Annotated in this window: 16 protein-coding genes and 1 tRNA gene; 5 read left to right on the top strand and 12 right to left on the bottom strand. The window is 62.4% G+C overall.

Translation table 11 applies throughout. The features are described from left to right. Window positions 1–204: 204 nt before the first annotated feature. From yacG to PWG15_RS01095, 9 genes are all read right to left on the bottom strand, one after another. Window positions 205–417 carry a DNA gyrase inhibitor YacG gene (gene yacG, locus PWG15_RS01135; protein ID WP_275022672.1) on the bottom strand — a complete coding sequence of 71 codons (213 nt, stop codon included), beginning with the start codon at window positions 415–417 and terminating at the stop codon, window positions 205–207. A gap of 5 nt (window positions 418–422) precedes the next feature. Beyond that, window positions 423–1043 (bottom strand): Maf-like protein, encoded by a 621-nt coding sequence (locus PWG15_RS01130; protein WP_065372373.1) that lies wholly within the window; start codon window positions 1041–1043, stop codon window positions 423–425. A gap of 151 nt (window positions 1044–1194) precedes the next feature. Next, window positions 1195–1413: a translation initiation factor IF-1 gene (gene infA / locus PWG15_RS01125; protein WP_004435948.1), complete on the bottom strand. Its 219-nt coding sequence runs from the start codon at window positions 1411–1413 to the stop codon at window positions 1195–1197. Window positions 1414–1684: 271 nt separating this feature from the next. After that, the gene (locus PWG15_RS01120; protein ID WP_275022668.1) at window positions 1685–2152 is read right to left on the bottom strand and encodes an arsenate-mycothiol transferase ArsC; all 468 of its coding nucleotides are present in this window, start codon (window positions 2150–2152) and stop codon (window positions 1685–1687) included. 14 nt (window positions 2153–2166) lie between these two features. Next, the gene (locus PWG15_RS01115; RefSeq protein ID WP_275022667.1) at window positions 2167–2643 is read right to left on the bottom strand and encodes a UPF0262 family protein; all 477 of its coding nucleotides are present in this window, start codon (window positions 2641–2643) and stop codon (window positions 2167–2169) included. Further along, a complete protein-coding gene (gene hisD / locus PWG15_RS01110; RefSeq protein ID WP_275022666.1) occupies window positions 2640–3944 on the bottom strand; it encodes a histidinol dehydrogenase in 1305 nt (434 codons plus the stop codon). The genes PWG15_RS01115 and hisD overlap by 4 nt, the downstream gene beginning before the upstream one ends. Before the next feature lie 42 nt (window positions 3945–3986). Next, window positions 3987–4427, bottom strand: a complete 441-nt coding sequence (locus PWG15_RS01105) for a DUF2948 family protein (protein WP_275022665.1) — start codon at window positions 4425–4427, stop codon at window positions 3987–3989. Between the two features lie 105 nt (window positions 4428–4532). Then, a complete protein-coding gene (gene murA, locus PWG15_RS01100) occupies window positions 4533–5825 on the bottom strand; it encodes a UDP-N-acetylglucosamine 1-carboxyvinyltransferase (RefSeq protein WP_275022664.1) in 1293 nt (430 codons plus the stop codon). Window positions 5826–6081: 256 nt separating this feature from the next. After that, on the bottom strand, window positions 6082–6327 hold the full coding sequence (locus PWG15_RS01095) for a hypothetical protein (protein WP_425536725.1): 246 nt from the start codon (window positions 6325–6327) through the stop codon (window positions 6082–6084). Window positions 6328–6484: 157 nt separating this feature from the next. Here PWG15_RS01095 and PWG15_RS01090 point away from each other — a divergent pair. Both PWG15_RS01090 and PWG15_RS01085 read left to right on the top strand, forming a co-directional pair. After that, a tRNA-Thr gene (locus PWG15_RS01090) sits at window positions 6485–6559 on the top strand. Window positions 6560–6885: 326 nt separating this feature from the next. Next, window positions 6886–7584, top strand: coding sequence for a DNA helicase (locus PWG15_RS01085; RefSeq protein WP_275022662.1), 699 nt, complete (start codon window positions 6886–6888; stop codon window positions 7582–7584). A gap of 336 nt (window positions 7585–7920) precedes the next feature. Here PWG15_RS01085 and pncB read toward each other — a convergent pair whose 3' ends face one another. From pncB to PWG15_RS01070, 3 genes are all read right to left on the bottom strand, one after another. After that, complete coding sequence (gene pncB, locus PWG15_RS01080) at window positions 7921–9225, bottom strand: nicotinate phosphoribosyltransferase (protein WP_275022661.1); 1305 nt, start codon at window positions 9223–9225, stop codon at window positions 7921–7923. A 38-nt stretch (window positions 9226–9263) separates the two neighbouring features. Next, window positions 9264–9863 (bottom strand): bifunctional nicotinamidase/pyrazinamidase, encoded by a 600-nt coding sequence (gene pncA / locus PWG15_RS01075; protein WP_275022660.1) that lies wholly within the window; start codon window positions 9861–9863, stop codon window positions 9264–9266. Between the two features lie 177 nt (window positions 9864–10040). After that, complete coding sequence (locus tag PWG15_RS01070) at window positions 10041–11222, bottom strand: polysaccharide biosynthesis/export family protein (protein WP_275022659.1); 1182 nt, start codon at window positions 11220–11222, stop codon at window positions 10041–10043. A 407-nt stretch (window positions 11223–11629) separates the two neighbouring features. Here PWG15_RS01070 and PWG15_RS01065 point away from each other — a divergent pair, with 407 nt between their 5' ends. The 3 genes from PWG15_RS01065 to PWG15_RS01055 all read left to right on the top strand — a co-directional run bounded on the left by PWG15_RS01065 (window position 11630) and on the right by PWG15_RS01055 (window position 21486). After that, window positions 11630–19138 carry a type I polyketide synthase gene (locus PWG15_RS01065; RefSeq protein ID WP_275022658.1) on the top strand — a complete coding sequence of 2503 codons (7509 nt, stop codon included), beginning with the start codon at window positions 11630–11632 and terminating at the stop codon, window positions 19136–19138. Further along, window positions 19135–20550 carry an aminotransferase class I/II-fold pyridoxal phosphate-dependent enzyme gene (locus PWG15_RS01060; protein WP_275022657.1) on the top strand — a complete coding sequence of 472 codons (1416 nt, stop codon included), beginning with the start codon at window positions 19135–19137 and terminating at the stop codon, window positions 20548–20550. The genes PWG15_RS01065 and PWG15_RS01060 overlap by 4 nt, the downstream gene beginning before the upstream one ends. Before the next feature lie 96 nt (window positions 20551–20646). After that, window positions 20647–21486, top strand: a complete 840-nt coding sequence (locus tag PWG15_RS01055) for an SDR family oxidoreductase (protein ID WP_275022656.1) — start codon at window positions 20647–20649, stop codon at window positions 21484–21486. The last annotated feature ends 81 nt before the right edge of the window (window positions 21487–21567 follow it).

Below are 21567 nucleotides of genomic sequence, written 5' to 3'. Positions count from 1 at the left end.
TCGAAAAAACCGAAAAAGCAAGGAGTTTCAGAGGGATCGCGTTCCATCCCCTCGCCCTCTCCGCGAGAGAAGCGACCTTCGGAAGCCGAAAATGGTAGTGGCGTTCACCGGCCGGCGCGCAGGACCTTCCGGGCGTCGTTCACGGCAAAGAGTATATGCAGGGGCAAAAGGCTGGACCCAAACGTCCGGCAACGCCGGTACGCTTTAGCGGTCGTCGCCGTCGTCGGCCTTCGATTCGTCGTCGGCGACCGGAATGGCATAGGAGCCGGAAAGCCAGCGGTTGAGGTCGACGTTGCGGCAGCGGTCGGAGCAGAAGGGATAATGCTCGCGATGCGACGGCCGGCCGCATTCCGGGCAGGGGCGCGGCGCCCGCAGGGGCGCAACGTTCGATCCACTTTTCCTTGTTTCGTCGGACACTGGCTTCAGCCTTCCAGCCAACGATTGTGCACGTCGTAGCCTTCGCCGACAAGCAGGCTGACGGTTTCATAAAGCGGCAGGCCGACGACATTGGAGTAGGAGCCGACGAGTTTGACCACGAAGCTGCCGGCAATGCCCTGGATGCCATAGCCGCCCGCCTTGCCGCGCCATTGGCCCGACGCGAGGTAGCTCTCGATGTCGAAACCCGACAGGCGCTTGAAGCGCACCTTGGTGTCGACGACCTTCTGCCTGAGGGTCTTGTCCGGGGTAATCAGGCAGACGCCGGTATAGACGCGGTGGCTGCGGCCGGACAGCAGATGCAGCGCACTGGAGGCTTCGCTGACGAGTTCCGGCTTCGGCAGGATGCGCCGGCCGACGCAGACCACGGTATCGGCCGCCAGGATATAGCTTCCGTCCCAGCCGGGCTCGCCCTTGATCGCCGCAAGTGCCGCCCGCGCCTTTTCAGCCGACAGGCGCCTTGCGAGCGAGCGCGGGTGTTCGGCACGCTTCGGCGTCTCGTCGAGATCCATCGGCATCAAGCGCGCGGGCTCGATGCCCGCCTGCGCCAGAAGTTCGACGCGACGCGGCGAGCCGGACGCCAGTATCAGTTTCTTGGCCACTGTCATCGGAACGAGCCGTTACTCCAGAGCAATTCCAGCAAAAATGCAGGTGAAGCGGTTTTGCATCTGGAATTGCAATCCAACCAAAGGTTAGAGCGTTTTCGCGATTCGATGAAGAAGCGGAAAGGCTCCAGGAATTGCGTAGAGCCGGAGCGGCTTACTTGAAGCGGTAGGTGATACGGCCCTTGGTAAGGTCGTACGGGGTCATTTCAACGAGAACCTTGTCGCCGGCAAGCACGCGGATGCGGTTCTTGCGCATGCGGCCAGCGGTGTGAGCGATGATCTCATGCTCGTTTTCGAGCTTCACGCGGAAGGTCGCATTCGGAAGCAATTCGGTGACCACGCCCGGAAATTCAAGGACTTCTTCTTTCGCCATGTAGGACTGTTCTTTCTATCTTTGTTTAGGGATACGTCAGGTATCCTGAAAAATTCGCCGGAAACTACACAATCAACGAGGATTTGTGAACCGTCTAACACCGGCTTTTGCGCTTTTGTGACGGCTACGGCGCCGCGCGTCCTATCAGAGGCGCAGAGGTCGCTATAGCACTTTGAACTGCTGCATGTCTTTAGCCTTGAATCGGTTGGGATTTAAGAAGACATGGAAAAGAACTTTCGTCGGAAACCGCACCCGGATTTCCGTGAAGCTCTCAGGTTTTCTCTCGTCTGTGCGAGCCGACCAACCGATGATTGATCAGCGTCGACAGGTGGTCACGCACGGCGCGATAAGCATCGACGATCTGCTCGCGGGTACCGGCTGCCACCGTCGGATCCGGTGTCGGCCAGTAGACCACGTCGACGGCCATCGAGCGAGTCAATTCGAGCGCCTTGTGATGCGCCTCCGGTGCCAGTGTAACGATGAGATCGAAGTAGTCGTCCTCCAGTTCATCCAGCGTGTGCGGCTGATGACGGCCGAGGCTCAAGCCGACCTCGGCCATGACCACATCGACGAAGGGATCGCGTTCGCCATGCCGGACGCCGGCGGAAGCGACATAGGTCCCAGCTGGTAAAGCCGCCTTGGCGAGCGCTTCGGCCATCGGCGAGCGGATGGCATTCATGCCGCACATGAAGAGGACCGAGCGGGGCGTCTTGAGCGGCGATACCTCGGTTCCCGTCATGCCGGTCCCCGCTCTCATCCGCGCCAATAAAGCACGCAGACGAGCGTGAACAGGCGGCGGGCGGTGTCGAAGTCCAGCCGGATCTTGCCGGACAAGCGATCCATCAAGGTTTGCGAGCCCTCGTTGTGGATGCCGCGCCGCCCCATGTCGATCGCCTCGATCTGGCTTGGCGTCGCCGAGCGGATCGCCTCGTAATAGCTCTCGCAGATCATGAAGTAGTCCTTCACGATCCGGCGGAACGGCGTCAGCGACAGGATGTGGGTGGCGACATCGCCGCCCTTTTCGGTCGAGATCGCAAAGACCAGCTTCGCATCCATCAGAGAGAGGTTGAGCTTATATGGGCCACCGGGATGGCCGACCGGTTCGAACAGGTTTTCTTCGAGCAGGTCGAAGATCGCAACCGCGCGCTCGTGCTCCACGTCAGGCGTCGAGCGGCCGATGGTCTCGTCCAGCACGACATCGCAGAGGCGCAGGTTGCGGGCCGCCTTCATCCAGCATCCCCGAAATTGAGGCGAATGGCGACGGAACGTGCATGGGCCTCAAGACCTTCGGATTTCGCCAGCACGATCGCAGCCGGCCCGAGGATCCGCAACTGCTCGGGATCAAGGCGCAAGATCGAGGTGCGCTTCATGTAGTCAAGTACGCCAAGGCCGGACGAGAAGCGCGCCGAACGGGCCGTTGGCAGAACGTGATTGGAGCCGCCGACATAGTCGCCGATGACTTCAGGCGTGTGGCGTCCAACGAAGATCGCGCCGGCATTGCGTATCTTTTCAACCATCGGCTCGGGATCGGCGAGTGCCAGCTCCAGGTGCTCGGCGGCGATACGGTTGGCAAGCGGCACGGCCTTTTCGAGGTCGGGCACGAGAATGACGGCGCCGAAATCGCGCCAGCTCGCCGATGCAGTTTCGGCCCGTGGCAGCGTCTTCAATTGCCGCTCGACCGCTTCCTCGACGGCCTGGCCGAAAGCCGGATCATCGGTGATCAGGATCGACTGGGCGCCGACATCATGCTCGGCCTGGGCGAGAAGATCGGCGGCGATCCAGTCGGGATCATTGTTGCCGTCTGCAATCACGAGCACTTCGGACGGGCCGGCGATCATGTCGATGCCGACGGTTCCGAAGACCTGGCGCTTGGCGGCCGCCACATAGGCATTGCCCGGACCGACGATCTTTGCGACCGGTGCGATCGTCTCGGTGCCATAGGCAAGAGCCGCGACGGCCTGCGCGCCGCCAATGCGGTAGATTTCCTCAACACCGGCAAGCCGCGCCGCGGCAAGAACCGCCGGGTTGATCTCACCGCCGGATGCCGGCACCACCATGACGATGCGGGGAACGCCAGCGACCTTCGCCGGCAGCGCATTCATCAGCACCGAACTCGGATAGCTCGCCGTGCCGCCAGGCACATAAAGGCCAACGGCGTCCACCGCCGTCCAGCGCGACCCAAGCCCGACGCCCATGGCGTCTTCGTAGATATCGTCCTTCGGACGCTGGCGCGCATGGTGCGCCTCGATGCGGGTGGCGGCGACCTTGAGCGCGCCCAGCACCTCCGGCTCGACTGCCCGGATCGCCGAATCGATTTCCGCAGCACTAACGGCCATCGGCGTCACGGAGAAATCGACACCGTCGAAGCGCTTGGAATAGTCTGCGAGCGCCGCGTCGCCGCGCGCCCGCACGTCGTCGATGATCGCCTTGACCACCGCATTGACGTCCTCGGACACCTCACGCTTGGTCGTCAGGAATGACGCGAACTTTTGTTCGAAGTCACCGTCGAGAAAATTGAGCCTGATTGCCAAAGCGAAAGTCCTTGTATGCCAGTGTCGTTCGGGTCGATTGGCTCAAGCGCCTTCGGGATGCTTGGGCTTGAAAGCGGTTTCCCACGCCCCGCCGGTATCCGCAAGCTGCGTTTCGATGCATTCGACGTCAAGCGCGATCGACGCATCACCGGCAAGAACCAGTTCGAGCGTACCTTCCGGCCCTTCGCCGCGCACCGCGAACTTGAGCGTCAGCAGGTCCAGCACCGCCTCGTCATCGCGCCGGTTGAAGCCGACGGAGCGCACCGCATTCACGCGCTTGAAGAGAAGAAGCGCGCGTCGGCGCTCGAAGGAACGACGCTTGCCGTCGGCCGTCTCCCAGACGAAGCGGTTGACGACGAGCGAAAATTGCTTGCGGCGGGCGTCATAGTCGAGGCCCGAGACCTTGAACACGGCGTCCTGGACGTGGGCGGAGACGACAGCGAGATCTTCCTCGTCGAGCGCCAGCAGCTTCAGACCATTCATGCCATCCATCCCTTTCGTTTCGCCGCACATTTTCCGTGCCACAATTGAAATGGACATAGGATGTTGCGCCTGAAACCGCAACGGTATCAGGCGCAACCGATCAAATCAGTCGCTGACGCGCTCGACATGGGCGCCGCAGCGGGTGAGCTTCTCTTCCAGCCGCTCAAAGCCGCGATCGAGGTGATAGACGCGCGAGACCATGGTCTCACCTTCGGCCGCAAGACCGGCGATGACGAGCGAGACCGACGCGCGAAGGTCGGTCGCCATGACCGGCGCGCCCTTCAGCCGGCTGACGCCCTCGATCTTGGCCGTCTGGCCGGAGAGCGAGATCTTGGCGCCGAGACGGGCAAGCTCCTGCACGTGCATGAAGCGGTTCTCGAAGATCGTCTCGGTGATATGCGAGGTGCCGTTCGCCTTGGTCATCAGCCCCATGAACTGCGCCTGCAGGTCGGTCGGGAAGCCCGGGAAGGGATCGGTGACGATATCGACCGGCTTGATGCCGGCGCCGTTGCGCACGACGCGGATGCCGCTGTTGGTCTCGGTGATCTCGGCACCGGCGCGGCGGATGGCTTCGAGCGCCGTGTCGAGCAGCGCCATGTTCGTGTCTTCGAGGATGACGTCGCCGCCGGTCATGGCAACGGCCATGGCATAGGTGCCGGTCTCGATCCGGTCCGGCAGGACGCGGTGGCGGGCGCCGGAGAGCGAACGCACGCCTTCAATCGTGATCGTCGGGGTGCCCTGGCCGGTGATCTTGGCGCCCATGGCATTGAGGCAGTTGGCGAGGTCGACGACTTCGGGCTCGCGCGCGGCGTTGCCCAGTACCGTGGTGCCATTCGCGAGCGTGGCGGCCATCATCAGCACGTGGGTGGCGCCGACCGAGACCTTCGGGAAGGTGTAGCGCGCGCCAACGAGGCCGCCTTCCGGCGCCGTCGCGTTGACGTAACCGCCGTCGATCTCGATGTTGGCGCTGAGCGCCTGCAGGCCCTCGATGAAGAGATCGACCGGGCGCGTGCCGATGGCGCAGCCGCCGGGCAGCGAAACGCGGGCCTTGCCTTCACGGGCGAGCAACGGGCCGATTACCCAGAAGCTCGCGCGCATCTTCGAGACCAGCTCGTAAGGAGCGGTCGTATCGACGATGTTGCGGCAGGTGAAATGGATGGTGCGGGCGTAGCTCTCGCCCTGGCGCTCGCGGCGGCCGTTGACGGAGATATCGACGCCATGGTTGCCGAGGATGCGGATCAGTTGCTCGACGTCGGCCAGATGCGGCACGTTTTCGAGCGTCAGCGTGTCGTCGGTCAGAAGCGACGCGATCATCAGCGGCAGGGCCGCATTCTTGGCGCCGGAAATCGGGATGACGCCGTTAAGCTTGTTGCCGCCTACAATCCTGATGCGATCCATGAGGCCTCTCGAACGGGCTTCGCCCGCCTTTCCAAAAATATTCTCTGTTGTCTGAAGGCGCCTCTTTAGTGGAGACGCCGCGAAATTAGAAGTACCTTGAACGCCGCGCGTCCATTCGGACGCAAAAGGGTCGCCATATCGGTCAAGTCGTTGCCCTCGATCGGCCCCGACCAAGGGAATTTATGCAATTGGACGCCGGACGGCTGAACCGCCGGCAAACGGGAAGGAAGCCGGCGAACGCCGCCCCTGCCCCGTACTAATCTTGGGATTCGTCCGTTTTTGCGGCAGGAAGGCCGCTGACTTCATCGGCCGCACCGGAACGGCGCGCCCGCGCCTGCTGCTTGCGACGCTGGAGATTGTCGCGCAAGTTCCTGGCAAGACGAGCCTTTTTCAGGTCCGACTCGGTCGTGTCCTTCTTCTTCGCCCGGCGCACCTTGCCCTCGGTCCGCTGCTCTTCCGGCACGGGCTCGCTTTTCTTGCCGTCGCTGTCGTTTGTCTGCATGGTCCTGCATTAGCGCAAAACCAGGGTCTTCGGAAGCGCCAGCGAACTTTCTCACAGGTCTTCACGAAAAACTTCGAAAACCTGCTTGCACTCCCCGCTCAGCTATGGCAATAGCCCCCTCGCTTGATGCGGCTGACACACGAACCGGCCGCCAGATGCTGCTATAGCTCAGGGGTAGAGCACTCCCTTGGTAAGGGAGAGGCCGAGAGTTCAAATCTCTCTAGCAGCACCAGTTTTCTCTCAAGACATTCAAACACTTGCTTTTATCGCGCTGACCGAGACGCTTCGTCGACTTCAGCTGTGACCGCCTCATGCCGACGACGCCACCGCTTCGTCCTCGACATCCCGTCCCATCGGACTTCGCTCCCATTTCAGCCGTCGGCAGGCAATTCACCTCGTCCAGCCGCTGCGCTATCATCCGATTCGGGCGCGCCCACGCCTCCCCCCTCCGCTTAGGGAAAGTAGATTTCATACAGGGCATTTTCACCATCGAACCGACTGTTCGAGCATTGAGCACAAGGAGGGACTGCGAAGACTGCTCGCATCAGGAGGTTACCGATGAAACTGTCTGCGCCCATCTATCATTTGAAGCGCAGGGCAAAGCGCCTGTCCCGTGACGAAAACATTCCGCTTCATGAAGCACTTGACCGTGTCGCGGTCGAGGAAGGCTATGTGGGCTGGAGCCTGCTTGCGGCAAGGCACGCAACTGCTGAGCCCAACCGGTTGGGGCCGGGAGATCTGGTTCTCATCGGGGCACGTCCCGGTCAGGGCAAGACGCTGAAGAGCCTCGAGCTTGCGGTGGAGGCTATGAAGGCCGGGCATCGGGCATACTTCTTTACGCTGGAATATACTGTAAAGGACGTGATCGATCGGTTTCCGGCAATCGGGGCGGACTATGCGGCATTTGCCGAGCGCTTCGAGATCGACTGCTCCGATGCGATAAGCGCCAGCTACATCACCCAGAAACTGGCGCAAGCGCCGCGCGGGACGTTGGTTGTCGTAGATTATCTGCAACTGCTCGACCAAAGGCGCGAGAACCCAAACCTGGGAGAACAGGTTCTGAGCTTGAGATCATTTGCGCGGGAACGCGGTGTCATCATGGTCTTCATTTCGCAGATCGACCGTTCGTACGATGCCGACACGAAGCCGTTTCCAGATATCCAGGATATCCGGCTGCCGAACCCGCTTGATCTCCGGCTTTTCGACAAGACCTGCTTTCTGAATCGGGGCGGTGCTCTATTCCAGTCCGTGCCTTGAGGCGCTCACCGGCCAATATCGGGAACGTATTTCCCGATGTCGCGTTACCGTTTCAAAGGCAGTAACGCGGAGGCTTCTCAATGAAAGGCATCATTCTCTGGCTCATGGGCGTGCCGCTCATCGTCATCATCCTTCTCTACATGTTCGTATTCTAGAGAAGAGAAATGCAATGACAGGTTGTCGTCTTAACGCAACATTAAGATTCCACTGCCAGATTTGATATTGCGATGATGGACAGTCGCAACATCTTTGATCCCCTTTTGAAACCGGCTTCTGCCGGTTTCTTTTTTTGAAGTGCTGGAACGCCGCTCTGCGCTTTCCTCGACCGTTTGGCGGCTAGACCTTGACGGCCTGTTCGACGAAATCTTCCGAGCCGAAGAACTTAAGGTAGCGTGCGACCTCGGCCGGGTCGCCGGTGGCCTTGCGCGGATTGTCGGAGAGCTTCACCGCCGGGCGGCCATCGGCCTCGCTGACCTTGCAGACGATCGAAATCGGGTTAAGACCGTTGATTTCCGTCGGCGCGCAACCGGCGAAATCGTTGGTGAGGTTGGTGCCCCAGCCGAAGCTCATGCGCACGCGCCCCTCGAAATGGCGATAGGTCTCGATGATGGTATCGACATCGAGGCCATCGGAGAAGATCAGCAGCTTCTCCCGCGGGTCCTTGCCCATCTTCTTCCACCAGGCGAGGATCTTCTCGCCACCTTCGATCGGGGGCGCGCTGTCCGGCCGGAAACCCGTCCAGTCCGCGACCCATTTGGGCGCGTCGCGAAGGAACGCCGCCGTGCCGAAAGCATCCGGCAGAACGATCAGCAGGTTGCCGCCATAGAGCTGGTTCCAGTCCTGCAGCACCTTGTAGGGGGCGGCGGCCAGTTCCTTGTCGTTGCGCGCAAGAGCTGCCGCCACCATCGGGAGCTCATGCGCATTGGTGCCGAGCGCTTCCAGATCGGTATCCATGGCAAGCAGGACGTTGCTGGAACCCGAGAAGGAACTTCCGATACCTTCCTTCAGTGCTTCGACGCACCAACGCTGCCAGAGGAAGCTGTGGCGACGTCTCGTGCCAAAGTCGGAGATCCTGAGGTTCGGATACTGCCGCAGGCGCTCGACCTTGGACCACATCTTTGCCTTTGCACGGGCATAGAGCACGTCGAGGGTAAAGGGGCCGAGGCCTTTCATCGCCGAGCGCGAACGCAACTCGTTGATGATCGCGAGCGCCGGGATTTCCCACATGGTGGTTTCCGCCCAGCGGCCACGGAAGGTCAATTCGAACTGACCGCCGCTGCGTTTCAGCTCATAGTCCGGCAGGCGAAACTTGGCGAGCCAGGCGAGAAACTCCGGCGAGAAGATCTGCTTGCGACCGTAGAACGTATTACCAGCGAGCCAGATCATCTCTTTCTTGGAGAAACGCAGCTCACGCGCATGATCGAGCTGATCGCGCAGTTCCTGCTCGTCGATCTCGTCGGCAAGCCGCACCGTCTTCGTGCGGTTGATCAGCGAGAAGGTCGCGTCGACATCCGGATAGAGCTGCCAGATCATCTGCAACATCAGGAGCTTGTAGAAATCCGTGTCCAGCAGGCTGCGCACGATCGGGTCGAGCTTCCAGGCATGGTTATAGACACGCCTGGCGATATCGGTCTTCGTCATTGGTGAAATCTCTCCTTCCTCAGCGCGAGGGTCTCGAACTAGTTCAGCTCGACACCGGCATCGCGCATGCGCGTGACCATTGCCTGAAGCGAACCGTTTAGGTCGATGCCCCGACAGGCCTCGAGAATGACGGATGTCGAAAATCCCTGCGTAACCGCATCAAGCGCAGAAAAGGCCACGCAGAAATCCGTCGCCAACCCGCACAGCGTCACCTTCTTAATGCCGCGGTCCCTGAGGTAGCCGGTGAGTCCCGTCGGCGTCCGGCGGTCGTTTTCGAAGAAGGCGGAATAGCTGTCGATCTCGGGCCGGAAGCCCTTGCGGATCAGGAGCTCGGCCCGCGTCCACTCGAGCGCCGGATGGAAATCGGCGCCGGCGCTTCCCTGGACGCAATGATCCGGCCAGAGCGTCTGGCCACCATAGGGCATGGCGATCATCTCGAAGGGGGTCTTGCCGGGATGGCTGGAGGCAAAGCTGGAATGGCCAGCGGGATGCCAGTCCTGCGTCAGCACGACATGTTCGTAACGGCCAATCAAGCCGTTGATCATCGGCACGATCTCATCACCGCCTGCAACCGCAAGCGCTCCGCCCGGGCAGAAGTCGTTCTGCACGTCCACGACGATCAACGCTTTATCCGCCATAATTCATTCCCGCCTGCCAACGCCCATCGATCACCAAAATCGATTTAAGTCCAAGATCAATCACAGAATTTGAGCGGCGACAAGCCGCTTCCGCGTGCTTTGAAAATCAGGAGGATAGATAAGCAAAGGGCGCCGACCTTGCGGTCGACGCCCTCCAAAAGAAGCTGATTAAGATGATTAGTTGCCGTTGAGGTTGTCCGCGATCGCGAAACCGGAATTGGCGATACCGACCGGCTGCGCAATGAAGTTGAGGAACTTCGAGAAGTCGACCGAGGGATGCCGCGAGGCATAAATGACGTCGCGGTTCTTGACCGGGAAGGTCTGGCCGACGATCAGGCTATCCGGCTTGCTCATGTCGAACCGATAAACGATCGGGTAGCGACCCATGCTGTCGGTCTTCATGCCCTTGCGCAGCATCTCATTGAAGCGTTGCTGGCCGAGCAGGCTCATGACGACATCAGGCTCTTCGTAACGGAAGATGAAGTAGCCCTTCATGTCGAGCGTATAGTCCGAGCCGCCGCCGGCAAGACCCATGGCTTCGAGCAGGTTCAGGTCGTTGGCGCCGAATTCGACGCGCTGGTTGGCCTTGACCGCACCGAGGATCGTGAAGCGGCGGGGATCGCGCGTGACGAAGATCTGGTCGCCCGGCTTGACATGGATGTTTTCAGACGGGTGTTCGATGATGGACTTCAAGAGGACCGTACCGGTCTTCTTGCCGCGCACCAGCGTGACATAGGTCTCGTAGGGCTGCGCGACCGGGCCACCCGCCTTGGCGATGACCTCGTTGATCGTTTCGTCGACGAGGCTGAGCGGCACCACCGACGACTTGCCGACGGCACCCGAAACCGTGACGTTGCGCGAGGCGGTGCTCATGCTGGTGACGATGACATCCGGCTCGACCGCCTTCTGCTTCAGCGCCTCAAGGATCTCCTGGCGCGCCTGCTCCAGCGTCAGGCCGGCAAAGCTGACCGGACCGACATAGGGGATCGCGGCCTTGCCATCCGGCTGGACGACAAGATCGATGCTTGTCTGCTTGGAATCCTGCGTCGAGAACAGACCATCACTGCCAGCTTCGAAGATCGAGACCTTGAGCTGGTCGCCGACGCCGATCACGACTCGGCCGACGCCACCGCCAATGCCGAAACGGCGGTTAAGTGTCGAGGAGACATAGTCGGAAACGAGGCGCGCGGAGCGGCCATCCACATCTACGATATCGAAGACGGTTGCATTCTGGCGTCCGATCTCGGCGCCGGAATGACCGGCATCCTTTACGATCGCCCCGGCCAGCGGCCCCTCGCCCGGAACGGCCTGGCATCCCACAAGGGCGGTACAAAGCAGAAGGGCACTGACTCGTTTCAACTAAGACACTCCAAATTCGACACAGCCATGATTTTACTCACAGTTCTGCGCCGCATCATCTCCCGACCGGGAATTCGCCGGTCTCTGAAAAGCACAATCGCCGTCCCACAACAAGTCATCCGAAGACCAAGACGGGCAAAATATTTGGAGCCGCGTCTTTCTGGTCATACCTTCTCTACCTTGAGCGTGGTTTATCGCCCTATCCGCCTTGGACTGGCGTTGACAGCGTGTATATCTTCAGTCTTTGGGGTTGAAAGCTAGGGACTTTAAGTTAAAAGCTGACTAATGAGGCGGGACGAATATAGCTGGGGATAGCCCGGCAGCATGACGATTGGTGATTGCATTTCGGTCCCCGACAGGCAATCGCAGATGCAACTTTAGCGGCAGTTTAGAGCGTTCGATCATACATGGCTGTTGAGATTATTGGGCGTGCATGCCTCGCCCCTGGAGCAGAATCGCCTTCGGCGTTGTTCAAACTTCTTCGTCAAGGCAAGTGCACCGTCACCAGCATTCCGTCGGATCGCTGGGACGTGGCGCGATTCTGGCATCCCGTCATGGGCACGCAGGGCAAGACCTATTCCTTTGCCGCCGGCGTGCTGGACCAACTCTATGATTTCGATCCTGCCGTCTTCGGCATGTCGCAGCGCGAAGCCATGTATATGGATCCGCAGCAGCGCGTGCTGCTGCAACTCGCCTGGCGGGCGCTCGAGGACGCCAATATCTCCGCCACGTCGCTGCAGGGCGAGAATGTCGGCGTGTATATCGGCGCGTCGAGCCTCGACCATGCCAACCTGACGGTCGAGGATCCGGCTGCCGCCGGCCCCTACTTCATGACCGGCAACACGCTGTCGATCGTTTCCAACCGTATCTCGCACATCTTTGGCCTCAGCGGCCCGAGCATGACGGTCGATACGGCCTGTTCCTCCTCGCTGGTCGCGCTCGACCAGGCGATGCGAGCACTGAACGCCGGCGAGATCGACACGGCGATCGTCGGTGGCGTCAACATCCTTGCCCATCCGCTGCCCTTCGTCGGCTTCGCGCAGGCGCGCATGCTTTCGCCCGAAGGCCTCTGCCGCGCCTACGACAATGACGGCGCCGGTTATGTGCGTGCTGAAGGCGGCGTCGTTTTCGTCCTGCGCCGCTCGGACCGCGCGCGGCGCGAAAAGGACCGCAGCTACGCGCGCATCGTCGCGACCGGCGTGAACTCCGCCGGCCGCACCAACGGCATTTCGCTGCCGTCGCGCGAGGCGCAGGCCAATCTGCTGCGGGCGATCTACGAAGGCAACGGCATCGACGCCAACCAGGTGGCCTTCGTCGAGGGCCACGGCACCGGTACCAAGGTCGGTGATCCCGCAGAAGTCTGGTCGATCGGCACGGTCATCGGCGCCAAGCGCCGCGCTCCGGTGCCGATCGGTTCGATCAAGTCGAACATCGGCCACACGGAGCCCGCCTCCGGCCTCTTCGGCATGCTCAAGGCCATAATGGCGCTTGAAAACAACTATCTGCCGGCCTCGCTGCACTTCGACACGCCGAACGAACACATCGACTTCGACGGCCTCAATGTGCGCGTCACAGCAAATCCGATCGAGCTCCTGCGGGGAAAACGCGCCCGGCTCGCCGGCATCAATTCCTTCGGCTTCGGCGGCGCCAATGCGCACGTCGTCATCAGCGATCCGGAACCCGCAGCCGACGAAAAGGCGTCGAACCCGTCGTCTTCCGGCCATGTCTTCCTCGCAAGCGCCCACACGGCCTCGAGCCTGGAGGCGCTTCTCAACGACTACAAGACGGCTTTCGCGCATGCTTCCAAGGGTGAAGCACGGGCGATGATCGCTGCATCGGGTGCAAACCGCACCCACATGCGCCATCGCTTTGCCGCGCGCAGCGATCAGCCCGAAGATATCGTCCGGGCGATCGCCAGCCATCTGGAAAAGCCGGGCTCCGGCATCGGCGAGGTCGGCGAAGCCGTCGTGCGCGACGCCAAGGTGGCCTTCGTCTTCTCCGGCAACGGCTCGCAATGGGCCGGCATGGGTGTCGAAGCGTTCCGCGAAAACCTGCATTTCCGCCAGTGTTTCACCTCTGTCAGCGCGCTGTTCAAGTTCCATTCCGACATCGCATTGACCGATCTCCTCACTGATCCCGACCTCGACAAGAAGCTTGCCGATACGAAGATCGCCCAGCCGCTGCTCTTCGCAGTACAGGCCGCCCTCTCCGATTCGCTGGTCGCCATGGGCATCAAGCCGGTCGCGGTCTTCGGCCATTCCGTCGGTGAAATTGCGGCCGCTTACGCCGCCGGTGCGCTGTCGCTGGTCGACGCCGTTTCGATCGTGGCGAAGCGCTCGCTGCACCAGGACCTCTTGGCCGGGCACGGCACGATGGCGGCCGTCATGCTCGGCGAAGACGCCGCGCGGGCCTTTGCCGAGGCGCGCGGCCTCGACAACCTCTGCGTCGCCGCGGTCAATGCCCACAATTCCGTAACGATCTCGGGACCGGCCGACCAGATCTCGGCCTTCCGCGACGCTGCGCGCAAGGCGAAGATCCCTGTTCAGATCCTCGACATCAACTATCCCTTCCATCACCCGATCATCGATCGGGCCAAGGACGCCTTCCTTTCCGATATTCCTGATATCGCGCCGCGCCGCACCGAACTCGCCTATCTGTCGACGGTCACGGGTGCCGCGCTCGAAGGCACGCAGCTCGATCCGGACTACTGGTGGAAGAACGTCCGTGAGCCGGTCCGCTTCCAGGCGGCCGCGGAGGCTGCGATCGAGATGGGTTGCCGCCTGTTCATCGAAATCTCGCCGCGCCCGATCCTGTCGTCCTATGTGAAGGAGACGATCAAGCAGGCCGCAGCCCCAGGCATGGTCGTACCGACGCTGCTGCGGGATGTCGGCGAAACCGGGCAGGACCCGATTTCGGCCGCGATGGCGCGTGCCGTCGCGCACGGCGCGGTCGTTGATACGACCCGCGTCTTCGGCAAGCGCAACGCATCGATCGCCCTTCCGAGCCTGCCGTTCGAGCCAGTCGAACTGCGCCCCGCTGCAACGACCGACGCCACCGACCTCTTCGGCCGGACCGCCAAGCCTTACCGTCTGACCGGCTGGCGCAGCGACCCGAACAGCGGCAGCTGGAAGAACCATGTCGACGCGCATCTGTTCCCCGACCTTGCCGAGCACATTGTGGACGGCAAGGCGATCCTGCCGGGCAGCGGCTTCATCGAAATCGCGGTCGCGGCGGCACAACAGTTCTATGGCAGCGACGAGGTCGAGATCACCAATCTGGAGATCGTTCGCCCGCTGGAACTCAGCGACACGAAGATCATGGAGCTGTCGACGGTGCTTTCGCCGGAGACCGGTGACATCGAGATCCGCTCGCGCGAACGGCTGTCGGAAGACGATTGGGCCGTCCATGCGGTTGCCCGCTGCCGCAAGCCATTGCCGGCCGAGGAGCGCGCCTATCCGTCGCTAGCCGGCTTGGCAAAGACCGCAACGGTTGCGCCTGGCCGCGCCTATGAGACGGCGAAACAGTTCGGTCTCGACTACGGCCCGCGCTTCCAGCTGCTGGCCAAGGCCGTCGCCTATGGCGACCGGTTGGTCGATGTCGAACTGAAGACACCTGATGCGAGCGGCCATCCGCTCGTCACCTACGCCTTGAACCCGATCTCTGTCGACGCAACCTTCCACGGGCTCGTCGCCCTGTTCGATCGTTTCACTGGTGACAAGAGCGGCGCGCCCTATATCCCCGTTCGCTTCGGTTCGGTGCGGGTGGTCAACGGCAGCCAGCCAATCGCGCGTGCAATGATCGAGATCGAGCGCGTCAGCGCAAATTCGATCAAAGCGAAATTCCATTTCTTCGACAAGTCGGGCGCACCGATTGCCCACTTCGAGGATTGCCGCTTCCGCCGTACCTATCTGCGCAAGCACAAGACGCTCGATGCATTGTCCTTCCACTACGAGGCTGTGCAATCGGAAGCCACGCTGCCGGGCCTGCTGGGTAAGGCGCCGGCGCCGATCAAGATCACCATGCCTGCCGTCGGCGAAGCCGGCGTCGACAACACGACGTTGCTCTTCAACGCGGCCATCTATCGCGCCTGCCAGGAGATTGCGCTCAAACTCGCCAAGGGTCGATCGGCCATTCAAGCCAACAGCCTGCCCGGCGATTTTGCCTTCCAGTGTTTCCTGACGAGCTGCCTCTACGTTCTTGAGGACGCCGGTCTCTGCCAGCACAAGGATGGCGTCTGGACGATTGCACCGGACTTCAACCTGCCAAGCGTCCCGGAGATCCTGCGCGAACTCTACGGCGAGCGATCCGACCGCGCCGTTGAAGCGGTCTTGATCAACAATGCCTATGCGGAGGCCTTGGCGCGCCTCGATGCTCTCCAGGCCGGCGAAGAGGCGGCTCATGGCACCGCCTTCATCAGCGACGCCACGCTCGATCATCAGGCCGTCCACTCAGAGGCAAGCCGAGAGCGGATGGCGTTTGTTATCGACGCGCTCGAAAAGGTCCTGGCTTCGGCGTCTTCCGGTGCGCGCCTGCGCATCGTCGAACTCGGCAGCGTTTCGTCGGCCTTTACCCGCCGCCTGGCGACGCTTGCCGAAAAGCACGGCGCAAGCCTCACCGTCTTCGAAGCGCGCGACAACGCCCAGCGCGGCCTTGAGCTGGCCTTCGAAAACGACGCCCATGTGCGCATTCTCAAGAAGGGTGAGCTGGCGACGTTCCCGTCCTTCGACCTCGCAGTCAGCGCCTCTGACGGGCTTTACAGCCTGATCGAGGACGACGTAGCGGTCCGCACCGCGCTTCGCTCGACGCTACGCGATACCGGCGGATTGATAGCCGCCGTCAGTGCGCCGTCGCTCTTCAACGACTTCGCCCTTGGACTTTCCGAGGGGTGGTTTGCCCGCAGCCAGACCGCGGAATTCCCGATCGGCAATCTTGCGGCGGTCCCACACTGGCAGAAATGCCTCGGTGACCTCGATCTGCGCGACGTCAATATTGCAGACCGCGAGTGCGCGAGCGGCAATGTCATCCTGCTCGAAGCGCGCGGCGCCGCCACGGCTTCCGTGCGTGCCGAAGTGCCGGCTGCCGACCCCTATCTGCTGCTGCAGATCGCGGACGGCAAGGGCAGCAAGCCTTCGACCGCGGCTATTCCGGTCGAGCTCCGTGGCGATATCGCCGCCGACAAGGCAGCGCTTCTCGGCGGCTTCGAGGCCCTTGGCGAACAGCCGCTGCGGGCAATCTTCCTTGCGTCGCCGAAAGCGGCGTCCCGAGCAGACGAATCCGCTTCGCTGCAGGGTCAGATCCTTGCTCTCGGCGCCTTCGCCGAAGCCTTGCGTCAGCATATCGGCGCAGCCGAGCCTGCTGGCGAAAATCGCCCGCGTCTTGTGCTCGTCGCGCCAGGCGGAGCCCCGATCGCGAACCGGGCAACGGGCGCGGCGGTTGCAAGCGACGGCGTCAATTCCGGCCTTTGGGCCTTCGCCCGCGTGCTTCAGAACGAATACGAGTTCCTCGACGTACACTCCCTCGATATCGACGGCTCCCCGACCGAGATCGAGCAGGTCGCGGCAGCAACTTCGCTGCTCGGCAGCGCCAATGCCAATCGCGAGTGGCTGCTGGAGAGAGACGGCGCGGCGCTTTCAGAAATCCGCGCCGTGCCCGGCCCGGTCGATAACGCCCATGCGGCGATCGACACCTTCAAGGCCGCAACGATCCGCCAGCGCGTCAGCTCGCAGGTGGGCAGCATCGTCTGGGAAGAGAGCGACATTCCGGCCGCAGGTCCAGGTGAAGTCGTCGTCGCGGTCGCCGCGACCGGCCTCAACTTCCGTGACGTGATGTGGGCAATGGGCCTGCTGCCCGAAGAAGCGCTCGAAGATGGTTTCGCAGGCGCGACGATCGGCATGGAGCTTTCCGGCCACGTGGTCGCCGTCGGTACGGGCGTCGATGACCTTGTCGTCGGCGACGCTGTCATGGCGATCGCGTCTTCCGCCTTCTCGACCCACGCCGTCGTCTCGCGCGCAGGCGTCGCCAGGTTGCCGCAGACTGTCAGCCCGGTTGCCGCGGCAACCGTGCCCGTCGCCTTCCTGACCGCCTATTACGCCATGGTGGAACTCGGCCGCATCCAGCCGGACGAGACGATCCTCATCCACGGCGCTGCCGGCGGTGTCGGCCTTGCCGCGCTGCAGGTCGCGAAACTGAAGGGTGCCAAGGTCATCGCCACGGCGGGCACGCGCGAGAAGCGCCGCTTCCTGTCGATGCTCGGTGCCGATCACGTCTTCGATTCCCGCTCGCTCGGTTTCGTCAACGACGTTCGCGCCGTGACGGACGGAGAGGGTGTCGATCTCGTCCTTAACTCGCTCTTTGCCGAAGCCATGGAACAGAGCCTGTCGCTGGTGAAGCCCTTCGGTCGCTTCCTCGAGCTCGGCAAGCGCGACTACTATGCCGACAGCAAGATCGGTCTCCGGCCCTTCCGCCGCAATGTCAGCTATTTCGGCATCGACGCCGACCAATTGCTGGTCAACCAGCCGAAGCTTACCAAGCGGATCTTCACCGAGATCGGCGCGCTGTTCGAAGATGGCAAGCTGACGCCGCTTCCCTACCGTGCCTTCGACTTCGACGAGATCGGCAACGCGTTCCGGCTGATGCAGAATGCCGGCCATATCGGCAAGATCGTCGTCCTGCCGCCGGTTGCCGGCAAGCATCGCGTCGCCAAGCGCCCGCATGGTGGCATGAAGGTCGATCCGAACGGCATGCATCTCGTCGTCGGCGGCATCGGCGGTTTCGGTCTGGCTGCTGCCAACTGGCTCGTCGAAAAGGGAGCGACGAAGATCGCGCTCTGCTCGCGCCGCGGCCAGGCGGATGCCGAGACGACCGCGATGATCGAGGTCTGGGCGAAGGCCGGCGTCTCCGCCACGGTTCACGCCTGCGACGTCACCGATCCGACGGCGACCGAGCGCCTGCTTGGGGAATTGCGTGCGATTGCACCGCTCCGCTCGATCGTCCATGCGGCGATGGTGCTCGACGACGCGCTGATCAGCAATCTCAACCGCGAGCGCAACCGCCCGGTCATTGATACCAAGGCCAAGGGTGCCGCCGTTCTCGATCAGTTGACCAAGGACGACAAGCTCGACAACTTCATCCTGTTCTCTTCGGCGACGACACTTGTCGGCAACCCCGGACAGGCGAACTACGTCGCCGCCAACGGCTACCTCGAAGGCCTCGCCCGTGCGCGCCGCGCCCGCGGTCTTGTGGGCATGGCTGTCGGCTTCGGCGCGATCGCCGACAGGGGCTACCTGGTCCAGAACACCGATGTGAACGACCTGCTCGCCAAGCGCATCGGCAAGACGGCGCTGAAGGCACAGACGGCGCTCGACATGGTCGAAAGCCACCTGGCCTTCGATCCGGGCACAGTCGATGCGGCCACGGTGATGATCTCGGAGATCGACTGGTCGGCTGCGCGCAACCTGCCGGTTGCCAAGAACGCTCTCTTCGAAGTCATCCTGCGCAGCGCCGACCAGCACGCCACCGGCGGCGAAGGCGCCAAGATGGACCTCGTCGCGATGATCGAGGGCAAGTCGCCTCAGGAGGCCGAGGATATCCTCTTCGACCTCGTGGCCGGCGAGATCGCCGCGATCCTGCGCGTGTCGAAAGATACGGTCACCCGCAGCAAGGTGCTGAAGGAAATCGGCCTCGACAGCCTGATGGCGGTTGAACTCGGCATGAGCTTCCAGCAGAACACCGGCTTCGACATGCCGCTCAGCGGCGTTGCCGACAATACGACGGTTGGCGATGTCGCCCGCAAGCTCTATGAGAAGGTCAGCAAGCGCGACCAGAGCGACGATGCCGAGCCCGCCGACGACAAGATCGTCAGCGACCTCGCGCAGCGGCACGTCGGAACGGCGAAGGAAAAAGCACAAGGCCAATGAGCACGAACGGAAACGGTCCAGGCGCATCCAAGATGACCAGCAGCCTCAAGGAGAACCTGCTGGACCGGATGAGAAACACGCATCAATCCTCCGAGCGCAACCGCATGGCGCGCTCGGAGCGGGAGATGCCGCCGCCGGCACGCCGGCAGCAGGCCCGTTTCGAAGATCTGCCGGAATACAAGCAGGTCATGACGCAGAAGTTCGCCAGTGAACAGCTCGGCATCGCCAACCCCTTCTATCGCGCGCACCAGACCGCGGCCGGGGCGACCACCGTCATCGACGGCCGCAAGCTCATCAACTTCGCCTCCTACGACTACCTCGGCCTCAACCGCCACGCGGAAGTGCTGGCAAAGGCAAAGGATACGATCGGCACCTTTGGTATCTCCGCTTCGGCGAGCCGCCTCGTTGCCGGCGAGCGGCCGGTGCATGTGGCGCTCGAAGAAAAGATCGCAGGCTTCTACGGCGTTGATGCCGCCGTCTGTTTTGTCAGCGGCTACCTGACCAATGTCGCGGCCATCAGCTGCCTGATGGGACCGAAGGACCTCGTCGTCCATGACGAGTTCATCCACAACAGCGCCCTTGCCGGCATCAAGCTTTCGGGCGCGACTCGCCGGCTGTTCAAACATAACGATGCCGCCGATCTCGAACACGTGCTGCGCACGGTTGCCGGCGACTATCGCCGCATCATGGTCATCGTCGAGGGTATCTACTCGATGGACGGCGATGTCGCCGACCTGCCGGCGCTTCTGAAGCTCAGGGCCGAGTACGGCTTCTGGCTGATGGTCGACGAAGCGCACTCGCTCGGCGTTCTCGGCAAGACCGGCCGTGGGCTTGCCGAACATTTCGGCGTCGATCCGCATGAGATCGACATCTGGATGGGCACGCTGTCGAAGACCACGTCCAGCTGCGGCGGCTACATCGCCGGCAGCGAAGCGCTGGTGGAGGTGCTGAAGGCATCTGCCGGCGGCTTCGTCTACAGCGTCGGCCTTGCGCCGGTGCTGGCCGCAGCGGCGACCGCGAGCCTCGACGTGCTGGAACGGGAACCGGCGCGGACTGCCGCATTGCGCCGCAACGGCGCCCTGTTCCTGAAGCTTGCCAAGGAAGCCGGCCTCGACACCGGCCTTTCAAGCGGCTTTTCCGTCGTGCCGGTCATCGTCGGCGATTCCCTCCGGGCCGTTCAGCTTTCGAATGATCTGCTTGCCGAAGGGGTCAACGCGCTGCCGATCATTCACCCGGCAGTTCCCGAAGGACTTGCGCGCCTGCGCTTCTTCATCACCAGCGACCATACGGAAGAGCAGATCCGCCGGACGGTGACATTGACGGCGGAGCGGCTGACGGACCTCACCGAGCGAAACTTCGGACTGGGCGGCATCGACATCGACCAGATGATGAAGGCACTCTCGGCGCGCTGACCGGAGATCAGCATTGCACCGCGTTGTTTTCGCGCAATCCCGGACGCAAAACCGCTTCGCACTTTTCCTGGAATTGCTCTTGGGCGGGATATCAGCATGACGCATGTGATCATCACCGGTGGCTCTAGCGGCATCGGATTTTCGGTCGCCTCGATCTATGCGGCGCGCGGGGCGCAGGTTTCGCTGATCGCCCGTTCTCGCGACCTCCTGGAACAGGCACAAGCGAAGCTGGCGGCCGCCAGCGGAGCCGGTGCAGGCAACATCAGGATCGAGACCGCCGATGTCGCTTCGGAAAGCGACCTCGTGGCGGCGGTCCGGCGGTGCGAACAAGCCTTCGGCCCCTGTGACATCCTCGTGACATCGGCGGGCATCGTCGAGCCCGGCCGGTTCGAGGAGCTCGACAGCGCTTCCTTCCGACGCCAGATGGACACCAACTTCTCCGGCACGGTGCATGTGGTCCGGGCGGTCTATGACGGCATGAAGCGGCGCGGCCATGGTCGGATCATGATGATCTCGTCCGGCGCCGGCCTCATCGGTATCTACGGCTACTCCGCCTATTGCTCATCGAAGTTCGCGCTGCACGGCTTTGCCCAGGCGCTGCGCTCGGAAGCCCGTGCCCACGGCGTCAGCGTCTCCGTGTGTTTTCCACCGGATACGGAGACCCCACAGTTTCAGCGTGAACTCGCAAGCCGACCTCCGGAAGCGGCCAGGATCATGGGTACAGTCCGTCCCTGGCCGGCGGATGCCGTGGCAAAGACGATTGCCAAGGGCATCGACCGGGGGCGTTTCGAAGTCTACTTCGGCACCACGCTCTTTCTCCTCGGCCGCTTCGCACCGGCCATTCGCCCCTTGCTCAACTGGTGGTTCGACAGGGCGATTGCGCGCGGCGGCAACACCGCGACGCATAATAGTGGAGTGTCGGAGCGCCAGACCTGACGGCGCTTGTACGCCCAGGCGATAAGATTTAAGTGTCGGGCGGATGCTGTGCCGCATGAAGCGGCGTCGGCCGGCATGAAG

The organism is Ensifer adhaerens (assembly GCF_028993555.1).
GTDB lineage: Bacteria > Pseudomonadota > Alphaproteobacteria > Rhizobiales > Rhizobiaceae > Ensifer > Ensifer adhaerens_I.
Note: the sequence above shows the minus strand (reverse complement) of the source record. Positions and strands in the feature narration are given on the sequence as shown.

Coding starts and splice junctions, on each gene's coding strand:
- PWG15_RS01130 (WP_065372373.1), bottom strand. CDS start 1,043: ATGACAGTGGCCAAGAAACTGATACTGGCGTCCGGCTCGCCGCGTCGC.
- infA (WP_004435948.1), bottom strand. CDS start 1,413: ATGGCGAAAGAAGAAGTCCTTGAATTTCCGGGCGTGGTCACCGAATTG.
- PWG15_RS01120 (WP_275022668.1), bottom strand. CDS start 2,152: ATGACGGGAACCGAGGTATCGCCGCTCAAGACGCCCCGCTCGGTCCTC.
- PWG15_RS01115 (WP_275022667.1), bottom strand. CDS start 2,643: ATGAAGGCGGCCCGCAACCTGCGCCTCTGCGATGTCGTGCTGGACGAG.
- PWG15_RS01105 (WP_275022665.1), bottom strand. CDS start 4,427: ATGAATGGTCTGAAGCTGCTGGCGCTCGACGAGGAAGATCTCGCTGTC.
- murA (WP_275022664.1), bottom strand. CDS start 5,825: ATGGATCGCATCAGGATTGTAGGCGGCAACAAGCTTAACGGCGTCATC.
- PWG15_RS01095 (WP_425536725.1), bottom strand. CDS start 6,327: ATGCAGACAAACGACAGCGACGGCAAGAAAAGCGAGCCCGTGCCGGAA.
- PWG15_RS01085 (WP_275022662.1), top strand. CDS start 6,886: ATGAAACTGTCTGCGCCCATCTATCATTTGAAGCGCAGGGCAAAGCGC.
- pncB (WP_275022661.1), bottom strand. CDS start 9,225: ATGACGAAGACCGATATCGCCAGGCGTGTCTATAACCATGCCTGGAAG.
- pncA (WP_275022660.1), bottom strand. CDS start 9,863: ATGGCGGATAAAGCGTTGATCGTCGTGGACGTGCAGAACGACTTCTGC.
- PWG15_RS01065 (WP_275022658.1), top strand. CDS start 11,630: ATGGCTGTTGAGATTATTGGGCGTGCATGCCTCGCCCCTGGAGCAGAA.
- PWG15_RS01060 (WP_275022657.1), top strand. CDS start 19,135: ATGAGCACGAACGGAAACGGTCCAGGCGCATCCAAGATGACCAGCAGC.
- PWG15_RS01055 (WP_275022656.1), top strand. CDS start 20,647: ATGACGCATGTGATCATCACCGGTGGCTCTAGCGGCATCGGATTTTCG.